At 57.0% G+C, this 14,690-nt stretch carries 17 protein-coding genes; 11 read left to right on the plus strand and 6 right to left on the minus strand.

Going from position 1 to position 14,690, the window contains the following annotated elements; all coding sequences use genetic code 11:
• Nucleotides 1-145 precede the first annotated feature (145 nt).
• The 3 genes from ACA063_RS22480 (at nt 146) to ACA063_RS22490 (ending at nt 2,810) form a co-directional block, all read left to right on the plus strand.
• Nucleotides 146-679, plus strand: coding sequence for a BRO-N domain-containing protein (locus ACA063_RS22480; protein WP_497663422.1), 534 nt, complete (start codon nt 146-148; stop codon nt 677-679).
• Between the two features lie 110 nt (nt 680-789).
• Nucleotides 790-1,503, plus strand: coding sequence for an HNH endonuclease (locus ACA063_RS22485; protein ID WP_497663423.1), 714 nt, complete (start codon nt 790-792; stop codon nt 1,501-1,503).
• A gap of 317 nt (nt 1,504-1,820) precedes the next feature.
• Nucleotides 1,821-2,810 (plus strand): hypothetical protein, encoded by a 990-nt coding sequence (locus ACA063_RS22490; protein WP_497663424.1) that lies wholly within the window; start codon nt 1,821-1,823, stop codon nt 2,808-2,810.
• A 76-nt stretch (nt 2,811-2,886) separates the two neighbouring features.
• On the opposite strand, the gene ACA063_RS22495 is transcribed toward ACA063_RS22490, so the two are convergent.
• Nucleotides 2,887-3,702, minus strand: coding sequence for a sulfite exporter TauE/SafE family protein (locus ACA063_RS22495; RefSeq protein WP_497663425.1), 816 nt, complete (start codon nt 3,700-3,702; stop codon nt 2,887-2,889).
• Nucleotides 3,703-3,812: 110 nt separating this feature from the next.
• Between ACA063_RS22495 and ACA063_RS22500 the strand changes: the two genes are divergently transcribed.
• Nucleotides 3,813-4,580: an AraC family transcriptional regulator gene (locus ACA063_RS22500; protein WP_497663426.1), complete on the plus strand. Its 768-nt coding sequence runs from the start codon at nt 3,813-3,815 to the stop codon at nt 4,578-4,580.
• A gap of 93 nt (nt 4,581-4,673) precedes the next feature.
• On the plus strand, nt 4,674-4,991 hold the full coding sequence (locus ACA063_RS22505; RefSeq protein ID WP_162438686.1) for a helix-turn-helix domain-containing protein: 318 nt from the start codon (nt 4,674-4,676) through the stop codon (nt 4,989-4,991).
• A 63-nt stretch (nt 4,992-5,054) separates the two neighbouring features.
• On the opposite strand, the gene ACA063_RS22510 is transcribed toward ACA063_RS22505, so the two are convergent.
• Nucleotides 5,055-6,575 (minus strand): amidase family protein, encoded by a 1,521-nt coding sequence (locus ACA063_RS22510; protein ID WP_497663427.1) that lies wholly within the window; start codon nt 6,573-6,575, stop codon nt 5,055-5,057.
• Between the two features lie 136 nt (nt 6,576-6,711).
• Entirely contained in the window at nt 6,712-7,770 is a 1,059-nt protein-coding gene (locus tag ACA063_RS22515) for an MBL fold metallo-hydrolase (RefSeq protein ID WP_497663428.1), read from the minus strand.
• A gap of 214 nt (nt 7,771-7,984) precedes the next feature.
• Between ACA063_RS22515 and ACA063_RS22520 the strand changes: the two genes are divergently transcribed.
• Complete coding sequence (locus tag ACA063_RS22520; RefSeq protein WP_497663429.1) at nt 7,985-8,596, plus strand: TetR/AcrR family transcriptional regulator; 612 nt, start codon at nt 7,985-7,987, stop codon at nt 8,594-8,596.
• Between the two features lie 125 nt (nt 8,597-8,721).
• On the plus strand, nt 8,722-9,258 hold the full coding sequence (locus tag ACA063_RS22525) for a DUF1003 domain-containing protein (protein ID WP_497663430.1): 537 nt from the start codon (nt 8,722-8,724) through the stop codon (nt 9,256-9,258).
• A gap of 6 nt (nt 9,259-9,264) precedes the next feature.
• On the opposite strand, the gene ACA063_RS22530 is transcribed toward ACA063_RS22525, so the two are convergent.
• Complete coding sequence (locus ACA063_RS22530; protein ID WP_497663431.1) at nt 9,265-10,206, minus strand: LysR family transcriptional regulator; 942 nt, start codon at nt 10,204-10,206, stop codon at nt 9,265-9,267.
• 15 nt (nt 10,207-10,221) lie between these two features.
• Between ACA063_RS22530 and ACA063_RS22535 the strand changes: the two genes are divergently transcribed.
• The gene (locus tag ACA063_RS22535) at nt 10,222-10,929 is read left to right on the plus strand and encodes a CTP synthase C-terminal region-related (seleno)protein (RefSeq protein ID WP_497663432.1); all 708 of its coding nucleotides are present in this window, start codon (nt 10,222-10,224) and stop codon (nt 10,927-10,929) included.
• Nucleotides 10,926-11,249, plus strand: a complete 324-nt coding sequence (locus tag ACA063_RS22540) for an antibiotic biosynthesis monooxygenase family protein (protein ID WP_497663433.1) — start codon at nt 10,926-10,928, stop codon at nt 11,247-11,249. Before ACA063_RS22535 ends, ACA063_RS22540 begins: the two co-directional genes overlap by 4 nt.
• Before the next feature lie 142 nt (nt 11,250-11,391).
• Here ACA063_RS22540 and ACA063_RS22545 read toward each other — a convergent pair whose 3' ends face one another.
• Nucleotides 11,392-11,718, minus strand: coding sequence for a DUF2025 family protein (locus tag ACA063_RS22545; protein ID WP_497663434.1), 327 nt, complete (start codon nt 11,716-11,718; stop codon nt 11,392-11,394).
• A gap of 232 nt (nt 11,719-11,950) precedes the next feature.
• Here ACA063_RS22545 and ACA063_RS22550 point away from each other — a divergent pair, with 232 nt between their 5' ends.
• A complete protein-coding gene (locus tag ACA063_RS22550) occupies nt 11,951-13,078 on the plus strand; it encodes a glycerophosphodiester phosphodiesterase (RefSeq protein WP_497663435.1) in 1,128 nt (375 codons plus the stop codon).
• A gap of 114 nt (nt 13,079-13,192) precedes the next feature.
• Nucleotides 13,193-13,507, plus strand: a complete 315-nt coding sequence (locus ACA063_RS22555) for a PepSY domain-containing protein (protein ID WP_497663436.1) — start codon at nt 13,193-13,195, stop codon at nt 13,505-13,507.
• 305 nt (nt 13,508-13,812) lie between these two features.
• Here the strand turns inward: ACA063_RS22555 and ACA063_RS22560 are convergent, their stop codons facing one another.
• On the minus strand, nt 13,813-14,580 hold the full coding sequence (locus tag ACA063_RS22560) for a methyl-accepting chemotaxis protein (RefSeq protein WP_490147625.1): 768 nt from the start codon (nt 14,578-14,580) through the stop codon (nt 13,813-13,815).
• Nucleotides 14,581-14,690 lie beyond the last annotated feature (110 nt).

Genomic DNA, 14,690 nt, shown 5'->3' on the forward strand with positions numbered 1-14,690 from the left:
TGCGACATATTGTTTGTAGTGAGTGCTTGTTGGGATTTTCTTCAATCCTCTACGTCGGGTTTTTGGCCCTATCCAAAACAAACGTAGAGGTAATGGAAGATGCCCATATCGACTCCCCTCCGCTTCTCCATCTCGGAGTTCGGTCATGCTTGATCCATTCATACCAACGGAATTCACCCGCCATCACCTTCGTCTCCACGCCCTTCTCCTAGAAAACCAACCGTGGTTTTGTGCTCGTGATCTGGGTCGGTTAATGGGCTTCCATCTCAGTGATCGTGCAGTCAACAAGTTGGACGAGGATCAGCGGCATATGCTGTTGATTAACTACAACGGCAAGCCTGAGAACCAACTGATGATTAGCGAGTCCGGTTCGTATGCCTTGTTGGTGTATCACTACGTGCCGGGGAATCGGTTGTTGCGTGAGTGGTTGACGCATCAGGTCGTCCCTGCCCTGCGCGATGCGGGAATGTCGAAGAACTCGGATCGGCCGATGTTGAGTTTGTTGGATTGGCCTGAGATGTCGCTGAGTCTGTTGCATTGGCAGGATGAAGGTTGGATTCGGCTGCGGGACATGCCCTATCTGTTGCTCAACCGGACGCGGCGGCGGGTGCAGGTGGTTAAGCCCTGGTGGCGGAGAGTTTGGAAGGCGCTTCAGTCTTCAATGCGTTCAGTTGGTTAGCGCTTGTAGGATCGAGTGAAGGACGCGTCGCTCTTTTCTGTAGGAATTTTCGTAGACAGTCGTAATGGCCACTCAGTATCGTCCGAGGGTTTTCAACCCTCGGCGATGCTATGAGCGTAAAGAAGAAAGAAAGCGATTGGAGTGTTCCTGAGATTAGGGCTGCGGTGGATGCCTATCTGAAGATGCTCGCGCTAGAGCTAAGCGGTCAGAAATTCGTGAAGACTGAAGAGAATCTTGCTCTGCGCGAAGCGGCCTTGCCCACTCGCACCGAAGGCTCTGTTGAGTTCCGGATGCAGAACATCTCCGCTGTTCTGATGAAAATGCATCGGGAATTCATCAAAGGATACAAGCCTGCCAGAAACGTTGGCTCGAACGTTGAGCAGTCAATTCGAGCGGTGCTAATTGAAAGAGGCGTTAAGCCTGGAGATCCTACAGCTCCGACCGCTGACGAAGAAACACTAGAGCGAAGAGCCGCGGCACTAGAAAAAATGCCTCTTCAAGATGAACCTGCGGGGATTTTGAAGCCAAAGCGTGCTCTTGCCCAAGGCACCGCCTACATACGCGATCCAAAGGTTAGAGCCTGGGTTCGTAAGAAAGCCAAAGGTATATGTGAAGGGTGTGGTCAACCGGCGCCATTCACTAAAGATGACTTGCCCTACCTTGAAGTTCACCACGTTAAGCACTTGGCGAATAAGGGTTCTGATCGAACTAGCAACGCTGTGGCGCTTTGTCCGAACTGCCATCGACGCTGTCACCACTCGAATGACAGTGAGGAATTCACTGAGTCGCTTTATCATCAAGTGAAGCGATTGAGACGTGAGTAATTGGACTGCATAGAACCTGTGGCGAGGGGATTTATCCCCGTTGGGCAGCGTAGCGGCCCCAAAACCGCCAAATGCGGTCAATCAGAAAGATCAATTGATTCGCTTTTCGACTGCTCCGCAGCCGAACGGGGATAAATCCCCTCACCACAGGTTCGTGCCTGGCTTGGTTGCTGCGTTGATCTGGGAATCGCGAGCAAGCTCGCTCCCACAGGTTTGGTGTGTTGCTGCAGATTTTGCGGTGTGTTGAAAACAGTCAGTGCAACCCGCCCCACCTCTCGCTATTAATACCCTTCCCCCTCAAGGACCCTAGCCCCGCCATGAAATTCGACCTCGCCTACTGCCTCAGCCTCGACGACAAGCTGTCGATCTACGACGTGCGAGATTTGAATTTCGACGAGACCATGGCGTTCGATTCCGCAAAAGAACATTTCCAATGCCCCAATGACGCCTGCAGGGCGGCGTTCGATGGGATGAATGTGTTGACGACGTTCAACGCCAAAAACGTGAATTACGTTCGCACCCCGCATTTCAAAAATACGCCAAGCACCCGGCATGTCGCGGATTGCCCTTATGTCAGTCTCAAGTCGCCAACGACTGGAGTGGACGCGGACGGCGCGGAAACAGATGACAGTCGCGAGGAGCATTTCCCGTCGGAGTTGTTGCTGACTCGACGTGAGTATGTGCGTAAGCCTTCGAATCCGGCGGTGGTGGCGGATGTTGTGCGCGAGGAATCAAAACCGTATTTAGCCGCAGAAGATGTCGAAAAACCTGCCCACGATTCTGCGCCAGACAAGACCAGCATCTTCGCCCATCCAGTGGAGTGTTTTGTCTCGAACTTCGAAGACAAAGACCTGCTCAAGCGCATGCCTTTGAAGATTGGCGAGCACACGGCGCCCTACGGGTCATTCTTCAAGAAGATCGAATACCTGACGGACAATAAGGGGCTGATTTACTGGGGCAAGATCAAGGAGATCAAGGATTACACACAGAGCTTTCGCATCGATTTCGAGCAGAAGGTCTGGTTCAAACAAGCGGATGAGGCGAAGAAGAAGCCGTATTCAGTCAACGTTTATCTGAGCAAAAAGTTGATCGAGAACTACCGCAAGCGCAAAGCGTTTCTGGAAGAGATCAAGAACGCCATCGAGAGCGGGAAGGACTTGTATTGCTTCTTTTATGGCGTGACGCCGGAGTTGAAACAGGTGCCGAGCAAGAAGAACCCCGAGCAGACGTTCGGGGTGTTCAGTGCAAATATCGAGAACCTGGATCACTTCATTATTCGGGAAGCGCCGGGGTTGGGGCAGCAGTGATCAACTTTGTTGGAGTTGTCGCTCAGTCTTTTTGACCTTTAATGCCTCTGAGGAAGTCGTTCGCGTACTCATCCGGCTAGCTGACGCACATGCTCAGCATTACCAACGTTAACAAACCAACATAAACCCGCGCATGCACCCGATCCGGAATCCGACCGATCCATGGCGTAGCCAGTCGAATACCCAACAACGACCCCATCGTCAAAACTGCAAACGCCAGCAGATCTACGTATCCGATGAACCACGCCCCCAGATCAAACTCGGTGAACCCCGCCATCGTCATGTAAGTTACTGTTCCGGCCACTGCCACGGGCAGGCTCAGCGGATTCGCCATGGACGTCGCCTGGCTCATGCTCAACCCACAGCGCCGCAATAAAGGCACAGTCATGACGCTACCGCCTACGCCAAGAAACGTAGCAATTGCGCCGATTCCTACACCTCCACCAGAAACCTCCGCCCTCCCCAATCCACGTGGAATTTCGTTATCGGTTTGCGTAAGAAATCCACGTCTGAGCAGGCAATCCAAAATGGTTACGCCCAAATAAGCGATGAAGGCATAGCGAATCACTTCGCTACTCACCCACATCGCCGCGACCGCGCCAATGACTGCACCCACTCCGATGAACCCGCCCAACGGCCACAAGTAGTCTCGGATCAGATTGCCGGCGCGACGGTGTTTCGCGGTGGCAACCAGTGCGTTGACGATCATTACGCAGGTCGAGGTAGCGACAGCAATGTGCATCGCCGATTGGCCGATGGAGTCGTCTGCGCCGTTGCTGGTCATAAGCATGCAGTACAGCAATGGCACGACCACGAAGCCGCCGCCAAAGCCAAACAGCACAGCGGTAGCGCCCGTCATGCAGCCGAAAAGTGTCAGCAGTAAATAGAACATCGCGTGTCGTCCGCTGGTTGAGGGGGGACGACGATAAACCGACCGGGGTTGGCTCGCTTCAGCAAGCCAGCCAATAATGTTCGCGTTTACGCCAATCGCCGGATGTCTCAATGCGCAATGTTTCAATTGATCTGCTGGATGACACGCCGCGACCCGTAGTAGCGACCGGCTCGGATTATTCCTACGGGCATCTTTTACCCCGTCATACGCACCGGCGCGCACAACTGTTGTATGGGGCAACCGGGGTGATGCAGGTGAGTACGCACGACGGCAACTGGGTCGTGCCACCGCAGCGTGCGGTGTGGATACCAGCGGGCATTGCCCACGAAGTGGTGATGTTAGGGGTGAGCACCCGCAGCCTTTACGTCGAACCGGGGACTGTCGATCTGGGAAGTCGTTGTCAGGTGATCAATGTTTCGCCGTTGATGCGGCATTTACTGATGGAGGCGGTGGAGATTCCCTTAACGTACGACGAGGCCGGGCGCGATGGAGCGCTGATCGATTTGCTGCTGCACGAACTGGCACGCAGTACTCATTTACCGCTGCACATTCCGTTGCCTGTGGACGCCCGGCTCCTCGGGTTGTGCCAAGGTTTCGTGCAGCATCCCGATGCACACCAGTCGCCGCAGCAGTGGGCTGATCATTTGCATATCAGTCTGCGCACGTTCAATCGCCTTTTTCGCCAGCAGACCGGCTTGAGTTTCAGTCAGTGGCGACAGCGCGCCTGCGTGGTGTTAGCGCTGGCGCGGTTGGCGGAAGGTGAACCCGTAACGCGGATTGCACTGGACTTCGGTTACGACAGCCCCGCGGCGTTCTCAACGATGTTCCACCGCGTCCTGGGACAGGCGCCGTCCGTCTGGTTGAACGGGACGAAATAGGAAAATCGAAAAAATCAATTTGATCCGGGCGCAAAACAACTGTACAAAAACACAGTACATTTAAAACCAGCACTCTCGAGCCCGGAGAACACCATGGCCTCTCACGCGATCAAAATCACCCTGGAACGCATCGCCCTTTTTCAATTCACCCCCGCCCACTGTGCCCAAGCCCGGGCAATGCTGGGTTGGAGCATCGAAGAGTTGTCCCGCGAATCCGGGGTGTCGGTGGAGGCCATTCAGCGATTCGAGAATGAGCAAACCGTGCTGGATGTCACCCGATTGGCGTTGGCTTATCGGCTGGAATCCGAAGGCCTCGCGTTCTTCCCAGGGTTTGCGCCGGGTAGAGGCATGAACGTGCGAGGGTCTACACCTAATCCAGTTGGGCGGGCGGATTATGCGATGGTGGAGTGAAGGGACTCAGCGCTAAAGCGGGATCTGCGTTAGCGCTAAAAATCTGATTGAGTGAGTCAGTAACTACGGCTTGAATTGAGGCACTTGCCGCGGATGTGACGCTTGTTCATAGCCATAAGCCAATGCCAACAGCGTGGCTTCGCTCCACCGTGTTCCGAAGAAGAATACCGACGTTGGCACCCCGCTTTCTTCTGCGCCGGAAGGCATCATGATGCCGGGATATCCAGCCAGGGATATGACGTTCAACCCAGGTGAACCGACGTCCATGACCACGGCATCCAGTTGATGCGTTGCCAGCAATTCATCGATGACCGCTGCGTTTTCCCGTTGAATGTTCTGCCACAACTCGTTGTAGGTACGCTCGTCAAAAACAACGTTTTCGACCTGCTTCAAGAAGGCTTGCCCATGGCTCTCTTCGCCCGGAGCGTTTTCGTTGAAGCGCACAATCTCTTCGACGCTATTGGCGGCGAGACCCGTTCGCGTCGCAAGGTATTTCGGAACATATTTTTTGAAGCTCATAGACATCGCCTCCTCTACCCGTTGGGAGTCAGGGTCTTTGAACTCGACCGGAATCAACGTGGCTCCTGCGGCCTGCATGACCTCCAACGCTTCGGAAAACTGCGGGTCGTCTTTCATGGCTTGACCGCTGGCGTCGAACTTGACCGGATAGCCGATCCGCCGCGCTACCAGTGAATCGGGCTGCAGCAGTGCCGTGTAATCCACCCCTTTCAGGGCTTGAGGTTGTTTAACCAGGTCGGCGGCATCACTGCCCGCCATGGCGTTCAGTAGCAATGCGGCGTCCCTGACGGTTCGTGTCATCGGCCCGGGTGTGTCGAGTCTGGGCGCCAAAGGGACGATGCCACTGCGACTCAACAACCCAGTCGTGGGTTTGAGGCCTACCACGCCATTGAGGGAGGCTGGGCAGATGATCGAGCCAGAGGTTTCGGTTCCAACGGTTAACGGTGCAAAACCTGCAGCCACGGCCGCGCCGGAGCCAGAGCTTGAGCCGCAGGGTGTGACACTGAGCACATGGGGATTTTTAGTCTGTCCACCGCGTCCGCTCCAGCCCGGCGGGATTTCGGGATCGCGGAAATTGGCCCACTCGCTGAGATTGGTTTTCCCCAGGATGACCGCACCCTCCGCTCTGAGACGTTGTACGACAAAGGCATCCTGCGCGGCGGGTTGCCCCACCATTGCCAAAGACCCGGCACTGGTCTGCATCTGGTCGGAGGTGTCGATGTTGTCCTTGAGCAGCACCGGAATGCCGTGCAACGGGCCACGAATGCGCCCCTGCTGTCGCTCCTGGTCCAGTGAAGCGGCGATTTCCAGCGCATCAGGGTTGAGCTCGATGATCGAATTGATTGCCGGCCCGTTTTTATCCAGCGCCTCGATACGCTGTTGCAGGTGCTGCACGATTTTCACAGCAGTTAACTGGCCACGGTCCATTCTTTTGCCGAGTTCATCGACACTCAGGTATTCCAGCCTCGATTCGGGTGCCGGTGTTTGCGCATGGGCGGCGCCAGCGATTGAAAGCAGGACAATGACGGACAGCCGCGTCATGCGGCCTTTACGGTTTACATCCATGTGAAAGTTATCCTTGTGATGACTGATGGCGAGTGACAAAGCTCACTCGCTTTCCAGCCTACCGACGCTGCCGATAATGTTTGTCATCACTGATCGTCAGATCACGTATGAAAGCGCCCTTTACGCTGTAGTCGCTTTATCCAACGCTTTGCTGATTCTGATACACCTGCTGCTCTACGTCATACCACCAGGCTGCGCCACGGGACGGGTACTTCACGTTAAATGCAGCTCCCATCTGCGGCGTAGTAATCGACACATTGCGCTCCCACGCCAACGCCAGAATGCGGTCGAACGGTTCATACCAGGCATGCATCGATAAATCGAAAGTCCCGTTGTGAATCGGCAACAACCAGCGCCCTTTCAGGTCGATGTGCGCCTGCAGGGTTTGCTCCGGTTGCATGTGCACATGCGGCCAGTCGACGTTGTACGCCCCGGTTTCCATGAGCGTCAGGTCGAACGGGCCGTACTGTTCACCGATGCGTTTGAAGCCATCGAAATAGCCACTGTCACCGCTGAAGAAAATCCGCGTATCACCATCGATCATCACCCACGACGCCCACAGCGTACTGTTGCCATCGAACAGTCCCCGACCGGAGAAGTGCTGCGAAGGGGTTGCGATGAACTGAATGCCTTCCACCTCGGTGCCCTGCCACCAGTCCAACTGGCGGACCTTGCCGGCATCGATGCCCCACTTGATCAAGGTATCGCCGACACCCAGTGGCGCGAGGAAGTAGTTGGCCTTGTCCGCGAGCCTGAGCACGGCCTGATAATCCAGATGGTCATAGTGATCGTGGGACAGGATCACGGCCTCAATGGGTGGCAACTCATCAAGACTGATAGGCGGCTGATGAAAGCGTTTCGGCCCGGCCCACTGAACCGGCGAGGCGCGTTCGGCGAAGACCGGATCGGTGATCCAGAATTTATCCCGCAGTTTGAGCAACACCGTGGAGTGGCCCAGGCGGTAAACGCTGTGATTGGGCGCGGCGATCAACGCATCGCGTGTCAGGGTTTCCACCGGCACGGCAGCGGTCGGGCGAGTGTTGCGCGGTTTGTGGAAAATCACGTTCCACATGATGCGCAAGGTTTTACGAAAGCCTTCGCGTTTGACCGGCGCATGGTTTCGAAAAAGCCCTTCGACCTGCCGCGAAGATTCAGGGGGTTGGGCGTTGTCCGCCTCGGAATTTGAAATGGCCATGAATGAATGACTCCAGAATGACCGCAATCAATACGGTGCTTCTCGGTGGAACGGTAAATGGCCAAGCATGCACGCATCAGCCGAAGTTTCTATTTTTGACCGCGCAGCATTAACAGAACATTACACTGCACAGTGTAGTTTCAAGGTTGCATCAAAGTGGATCACAAGTAAACTACCGAGTGTAATTCTTCTCTCTTCCTGCCGAAGCGTACTTATGACAGCTCCAAAGCGCCTGACCGACCGAAAACGTGAAGCCATCATCTTGGCGGCGATTGCCGAATTCCGTGCCAACGGTTTCGACATCACCAGCATGGACAAGATCGCTGCTACGGCGGGCGTTTCGAAGCGCACGGTGTACAACCACTTCCCGAGCAAGGAAGAATTGTTCGCCGAAATCCTCAATCAGTTGTGGGCGCGGGTGACGGAGGAAAAGGAAACGTCCTACCACGCTGATCAGCCGTTACGCGGCCAGATGCGCCTGATGCTGATGGCGAAGTTGCAAACCCTCGGCGATGAAAACTTTCTCGACCTGGCACGCGTCGCCATCGCCGCGACTATTCATTCCCCCGAACGCGGGCAGAACATGGTTGCGCGCATGGGCGAGCGGGAAGAAGGCCTGACGGTGTGGATTCGCGCAGCTCAGGCGGATGGTCGTTTGAAACCGGTCGACCCGGCATTTGCCGCGCAGCAAGTGCAGGGAATACTCAAGTCCTTTGCGTTCTGGCCGCAAATTTCCATGGGGCTACCTGGCCTTGAATCCGACATGCAAAACACGGTCGTGGACGCTGCGCTGGACATGTTTCTGGCCTGTTACGAGCTGCGATAAATGACAATATCCGCGGCAGGGTCAAGGTTTCGCCAACGCTAAATTAATCATCACGATGTGTTTCGGAATGAAACGGGCGCGGGCGCTATAGTGATCTTCAGTCCCACCGACCCGTAGAGAGCATCATGACCACGCCAACCGAAACCCAGCCCGCCCCCCACGTCGATCACCGGCGTTTTCTGCGCCATCACGATCATTTGGCGCCGACCTTTGGCAACGACAAATTTGCCTTGCGCGCCGAAGCCTTTGCCCGGTTCTTCGGTACGCCGATCTTCCTTGGCGCGCAAACGTTGATCGTCGTGTTGTGGGTGTGCCTCAATCTCTTCGGTGTGGCGCACTTCGATCTGTATCCGTTCATCCTCCTGAACCTCGCGTTCAGCCTGCAATCGGCCTATGCCGCGCCGCTGATTCTGCTGGCCCAGACCCGCCAGGCAGCGCGGGATAAGGCCCAGTCGGACGCCGACGCGCAGCACCGTGAAGCGCTGGCCGTGGCCAATTCCGAACGCCAGGCACAAGCTGCGCAGAACTCCGCTCAACTGCTGGAACTGCTTGAGCAAAACACCCGACTGACCGAAATGACCAAGTCGCTGACCGAGCGCATCGAAAGCCTCACCTCGCAAATGCACCAGCACTTTGTGCTCAAGGATCAGCCCAAGGCTTGATGCCCCTCACGGCAACTTCAGCGCTTGCCCCAGCTCATCGAACAAAGTCACCACCGAGCGCAATGCACGGCAGTCCGGTCGGGTGAGCAGCCAGAGGGCCGTGTCATACCCTTCGAGTGGGCCGGTCAGCGGCTGCAGTTCCTCCCCCATCAAAAAGTCTGGCAGCGCTGCAACACCGAGTCCGGCGCGCACCAGCTCAGTCACCGACAGCATGCTGTTACATCGATAACCGGGCATTACGCCGGGCAACTGCTGACGGCGCCAGGCGACGGTGGGGTGATCCGGCAGGAAGTCGTCCGGGGCAATCCAGGTGAGCGAGGCGAGGTCCTGGTGAGTGACCGTTTTCAAGTAAGCACGGCTGGCACAGACGCGATAGGACACGTCAGCCAAACGCCGGCCCACTAGATGCTCGGGCGCAGTGCGGGTCAGGCGCAAGGCGATATCGGCATCGCGGCGACTGAGGTTGGCGAAGTCGTTGGACGTGCTCAGTTCGAGGGTCAGCGCTGGATAGCCGGGCATGAACCGCGCCAGCGCCGGCAATAACAAACCCTGCAGGACCGAATCGGTGCACGTCAGGCGAACGGTGCCGCTGATCACCTCTGCACCCTGCTCCACGCCAATGCGCGCCGCTTCAAGCGCCTGTTCGGCTCGCTCCGCCTGCTCGGCCAGCGACATCGCCAAGGTGGTCGGCAAATAGCCGGCGCGGCTTTTTTCGAACAACTGCTGGCCCAACGCGGCTTCCAGTCGGCGTACGGCGCGAAACACCGTCGAAACGTCGACCCTCAACAGTGCCGATGCCCGTGCCAAAGAGCCTCCACGCACAAGCGCGAGAATCAGGGACAGGTCCGGATAGTCCAGTCGATAGTGCGCGGGTGCATTGATCACTTGGGATAACGCCAATATTGAGTGCGTGAACGCCAATCTATAGTGGGCACCAGGAATCAACAAGCGTGGAGCGCACTCATGGAAAACCGCCCGATTCGCATCGCCCTGATCGGCGATTACGACCCGCACGTCACCGCACACCAGGCCATCCCCGTCGCCCTTGGCATGGCGGCCGAACAGTTGCAACTCGACGTGCACTTCCAATGGCTGGCCACCGATGGCATCAACGCCGACACCGCGCTGGATGACTTCGACGGCTTCTGGTGTGTGCCCGCCAGTCCCTACCGCAACATGGAGGGCGCGTTGCGGGCGATCCGCTTTGCCCGCGAACACCAACGACCTTTCCTCGGGACTTGCGGCGGCTTTCAACACGCCGTGCTGGAGTACGCCCGCCATGTTCTGGGTTGGGCAGACGCCGAGCATGGCGAAGCATCGCCGGAGGGACCCCGGGTTCTGCTGACGCCATTGACCTGTTCACGGGTGGAGGTGGTCGACAGCATCCATTTGGTCGATGGCTCGTTGATCGCCACGGCGTACGAAAGTACCGACATTCATGAAGGCTATCGCTGCAGCTACGGTGTGAATCCTGAGTTCGAAGGGGCATTGTTCAAACAGGCACTGCGCCGCACCGGCCACGATTCAGCGCAAGACGTACGCGCCGTAGAACTTCAGGGTCATCCTTTCTTCGTCGCGACCTTGTTTCAACCGGAGCGAGCCGCGCTCAAGGGCACACTGCCGCCGCTGGTCCGCGCATTGATCGAAGCCTGCGTGAGACAGCCATCATGATGGCCGATACGCCAACTGCGCCGTATTACGCGGTGATCTTTACTTCATCGCGCACGGAGGGTGATCAGGGTTACGCCGCGGCTGCGGAGCGCATGGTTGAATTGGCCCGGGAGCAACCCGGTTTCCTGGGGGTGGAATCGGCTCGAGGTGACGATGGACTCGGGATTACCGTGTCCTACTGGGACAGTGAAGCGGCGATTCTGGCGTGGAAGCATCATCCCGAGCACAGTGCGATCAGAGAGCGTGGGCGGTCGACCTGGTATGCGGCGTGTCATACACGGGTGTGCAGGGTTGAGCGGGCGTATGCGTTTAAACCGTGAGTGATGCGGTGTTCTTCTGGCCGTCATCGCGAGCAGGCTCACTCCTACAAGGGTTTGGGGTTGGACACCAAACAGGTGATCAACGCAATCCCCTGTAGGAGTGAGCCTGCTCGCGATGAGGCCAGCACATACACCGCAACTCTCACCCCTGCACTAGACTCCGAACCGCCGCAATCTCCGGCACATCCCGCCGATTCATATACACCCGCAACGGCTCGGTAATGTTGATTCGGTCATCAATGTTCTGGTCCAGCAACAACTGAATCAACTCGCGTTTAAGTGTCATGCCCTGCTCCGAATCAGCAGCCCAGACGAATTCACTGGTGGGAATAATGCCGTCGTCCGCCACGTCCATCCCGAAGGAATCTTCGCTGAAACGCACGATGTAGTGGCCGGTTTTGCGATTGAGGCCGACAAAGCCTTTGAGTTGGTCGGCGGCCTGGCAGATGAGCTGGGAAGTGATGCGCATGATAAACCTCACAAAAGGTCGAAAAGGACCGGTGATCGATGGTTTACACGCAGGGCAAGCGAACGGATTTCCCTCTGCCGGGGAAACGCCTGGGGCAAGAGTACTGCAAAGAACCGCACAAACGTGCTGAAAAAATCTGCTTTAAACAGGTTTATGTCGGTCTGGCGATAGCGCTCAAAGTCCTCAGTTGTTAAAAGGGACGTCTTTGAATCTCTGCGAAAGGACCTCGACCATGCCTGTCACCTTCACCCAAAGCGCCCTGCTGCTGAGTGTACTGCTCGGCCTCGGCCAGGCTCAGGCTGCCAACGAGCCAAGCCCCACGGCGCTGGCGACCCGTATGGGTATCCCGCACCCGGCGGTGATCGCCCATCGTGGCGCCTCGTTTGATGCGCCGGAATCCACCGCCGCGGCCTATAAACTGGCCCGTGACCTGGGGGCTGACTATCTGGAAATGGACCTGCAGCGCAGCAAGGATGGCGTGCTGTTCGCCCTGCACGATGACAACCTGCAACGCACCACTGACGTCGCCACCAAATTCCCTGAGCGCAAGGACAGTCCGGCCAACGCATTCACCCTTGCCGAGCTGAAAACCCTCGACGCCGGCAGCTGGTTCAACACCGCCTACCCGGACCGAGCACGCCCGTCCTTCGTCGGCCTGAAAATCCTGACACTCGACGAAATCATCGACATCGCTCAAGGCAACCCGCTGCATAAGCCCGGGCTGTACATCGAAACCAAAGAACCGAAACAATTTCCCGGCCTCGAACGCGACCTCAAGGAAAAACTTCAGGATCGTGGCTGGTTGAGTCCTGCCGGTTCGAAACTGGCGAAAAGCGAACTGGCGGTCGGCCAGGGCAAAGGCAAAGTTGTGTTGCAAACCTTCGAGAAGAGCAGCCTCGAACTGCTCGAAAAGGAAATGCCGCAAGTGCCGAAGATCCTGCTGCTGTGGGTCGGCCCAGGCAGTATCGAGCCGAAATCCAGCGTGACGTTCGCTCAGTCCGGCGACAAGGACAAAGCCACGTACTACGCCAAACAGGAACCGAAGAGCAAAGCCGAATTCCAGCAGTGGGTCGAGTACGCCAAGGCCCAGGGCGCCATCGGCACCGGGCCTTCTGCGGCACTGACCAAAGGTGGCGATCAGAGCTATTCCGATCTGGTGCAGCCATGGATGAATCAGTACACCCACGATCAGGGCCTGTTGGTGCATGCCTACACGGTCGACGATGCCGTGGATTACCAGAAGGTCATGGACGCCGGTGTGGACGGCATCTTCACCAACCGCGCCAGCGAACTGCTGAAGTTCTACAAACGCCCGGCGGCAGCGAGTGTTGCTCAGTTGCTGCAGAACAACGGGTATTGATTGAAGACCGAGTTGCCCGCGAGGGCCGCACCTCAATCGTGGGAATTAAGGCTGAATTAAGTTGCCACAGTTAATCTGATCCCACTTAAACAGCTCATCCAAGGAAAGAACCTCATGAAAACTTTGACTGCCCTGTTCACTGCTGCTGCCCTGACCCTCACCGCTGGCCTGGCCCAGGCTAAAGATGTACCGGTCGATCAGATCCCTCAGTTGGAAAAAGACGGCAAGATCAAGCCGCTCAAAGAGCTGAACGAGATCGTTCTGAAGTTGCACCCGGGCGCCACGATTACCGACAGCGACCTGGACAACCACATGAACGGCCAACAGTACGAATACGAAGTCGAACTCCGTGATGCCCAAGGCGTTGAATGGGATGTGGACTTGAACGCTGCCACTGGCGAAGTGCTGAAGAACAAGAAAGACGACTGATTAAACACCGAAAAAAAAGCCGCACGATCTTCGGATCGTGCGGCTTTTTTGCATCCAGTGCCTCGTCCTGAATAACCCGGCACCTGTAGGAGCTGTCGAGTGAAACGAGGCTGCGATCTTTTGATTTTGTTTTTTTAAACGCAAGACCAAAAGATCGCAGCCTCGTTTCACTCGACAGCTGCTACGAGGGGTTAAGTCTCTGCTCCAATTCGGTAGTGCGCCGGGCGTAAGGGTGAAACAGGTGTAAACCTATTTCAGGACTAGACACAGGATGTGGTCAGGCCAACGCCCGAACCACCCTGCTATCAAGCGCTCAGTCGCGCCGTCACTTCATTCAGTTGACCCGACAACCCGTGCAGGTTGTGGCTGGCCGCTTCGGTGCGCTGCACGTTATCCAGGTTGGTGCTGGCGATGCTGGTGATTTCCGTGAGATTGCGCGAAATGTCTTCGGCCACTGACGTCTGCTCTTCGGCAGCCGTGGCGATCTGACGATTCATGTCGCGAATCGCTTCCACCGCGTGGGTGATGCGTTCGAGCATCGCACCCGCCTGGGTGACTTGCTCGACGCTTTCCTCACTGCGCGACTGACCGCTTTCAATTGCTTGGGCCGCGTCCACCGCACCGGTTTGCACGGTCTGGATAATCTGGTTGATTTCGATGATCGACGCCGCCGTGCGCTGGGCCAGGCTGCGAACTTCATCGGCCACCACGGCAAATCCGCGCCCGGCTTCACCGGCACGGGCCGCTTCGATGGCAGCGTTAAGCGCCAGCAGGTTGGTCTGTTCGGCGATACCGCGAATCACTTCCAGCACCTTGCCGATACGTCCACTGTCGGTTTCCAGCTGACGGATGACCGTGGCGGTGCTGGCGATTTCACCGCGCATCCGGGTGATGGTATGAATGGTGCCCTGCATGACTTTTTCGCCCTGCTGCGCTGACTGGTCGGCATCATCGGCGGCGCGTGCTGCATCGGCCGCATGACGGGCGACTTCCTGCGCGGTGGCGGACATTTCATTCATGGCCGTGGCCACCTGATCGGTGCGGTTGAACTGCTCGTTGGTGCCGCTGGCCATGAGACTGGCGATGGACTTCAACTCGCCGCTCGCGCTGTCCAGATCCGAGGCGCTGCGCTGCAAGCGAGTGAACGTGTCAGCGAGAAAATCGCGCAGCACATTGGCCGCGA

The sequence above is a fragment of the Pseudomonas sp. LBUM1643 genome (assembly GCF_059716215.1).

What these genes read in the sequence shown, in the direction of transcription:
- ACA063_RS22560 (WP_490147625.1), bottom strand. Translation starts at nt 14,580, where the DNA reads ATGGCCAGCGGCACCAACGAGCAGTTCAACCGCACCGATCAGGTGGCC.
- ACA063_RS22525 (WP_497663430.1), top strand. Translation starts at nt 8,722, where the DNA reads ATGACCACGCCAACCGAAACCCAGCCCGCCCCCCACGTCGATCACCGG.
- ACA063_RS22495 (WP_497663425.1), bottom strand. Translation starts at nt 3,702, where the DNA reads ATGTTCTATTTACTGCTGACACTTTTCGGCTGCATGACGGGCGCTACC.
- ACA063_RS22515 (WP_497663428.1), bottom strand. Translation starts at nt 7,770, where the DNA reads ATGGCCATTTCAAATTCCGAGGCGGACAACGCCCAACCCCCTGAATCT.
- ACA063_RS22485 (WP_497663423.1), top strand. Translation starts at nt 790, where the DNA reads ATGAGCGTAAAGAAGAAAGAAAGCGATTGGAGTGTTCCTGAGATTAGG.
- ACA063_RS22510 (WP_497663427.1), bottom strand. Translation starts at nt 6,575, where the DNA reads ATGGATGTAAACCGTAAAGGCCGCATGACGCGGCTGTCCGTCATTGTC.
- ACA063_RS22480 (WP_497663422.1), top strand. Translation starts at nt 146, where the DNA reads ATGCTTGATCCATTCATACCAACGGAATTCACCCGCCATCACCTTCGT.
- ACA063_RS22535 (WP_497663432.1), top strand. Translation starts at nt 10,222, where the DNA reads ATGGAAAACCGCCCGATTCGCATCGCCCTGATCGGCGATTACGACCCG.
- ACA063_RS22490 (WP_497663424.1), top strand. Translation starts at nt 1,821, where the DNA reads ATGAAATTCGACCTCGCCTACTGCCTCAGCCTCGACGACAAGCTGTCG.
- ACA063_RS22540 (WP_497663433.1), top strand. Translation starts at nt 10,926, where the DNA reads ATGATGGCCGATACGCCAACTGCGCCGTATTACGCGGTGATCTTTACT.
- ACA063_RS22520 (WP_497663429.1), top strand. Translation starts at nt 7,985, where the DNA reads ATGACAGCTCCAAAGCGCCTGACCGACCGAAAACGTGAAGCCATCATC.
- ACA063_RS22545 (WP_497663434.1), bottom strand. Translation starts at nt 11,718, where the DNA reads ATGCGCATCACTTCCCAGCTCATCTGCCAGGCCGCCGACCAACTCAAA.
- ACA063_RS22505 (WP_162438686.1), top strand. Translation starts at nt 4,674, where the DNA reads ATGGCCTCTCACGCGATCAAAATCACCCTGGAACGCATCGCCCTTTTT.
- ACA063_RS22555 (WP_497663436.1), top strand. Translation starts at nt 13,193, where the DNA reads ATGAAAACTTTGACTGCCCTGTTCACTGCTGCTGCCCTGACCCTCACC.
- ACA063_RS22500 (WP_497663426.1), top strand. Translation starts at nt 3,813, where the DNA reads ATGCGCAATGTTTCAATTGATCTGCTGGATGACACGCCGCGACCCGTA.
- ACA063_RS22550 (WP_497663435.1), top strand. Translation starts at nt 11,951, where the DNA reads ATGCCTGTCACCTTCACCCAAAGCGCCCTGCTGCTGAGTGTACTGCTC.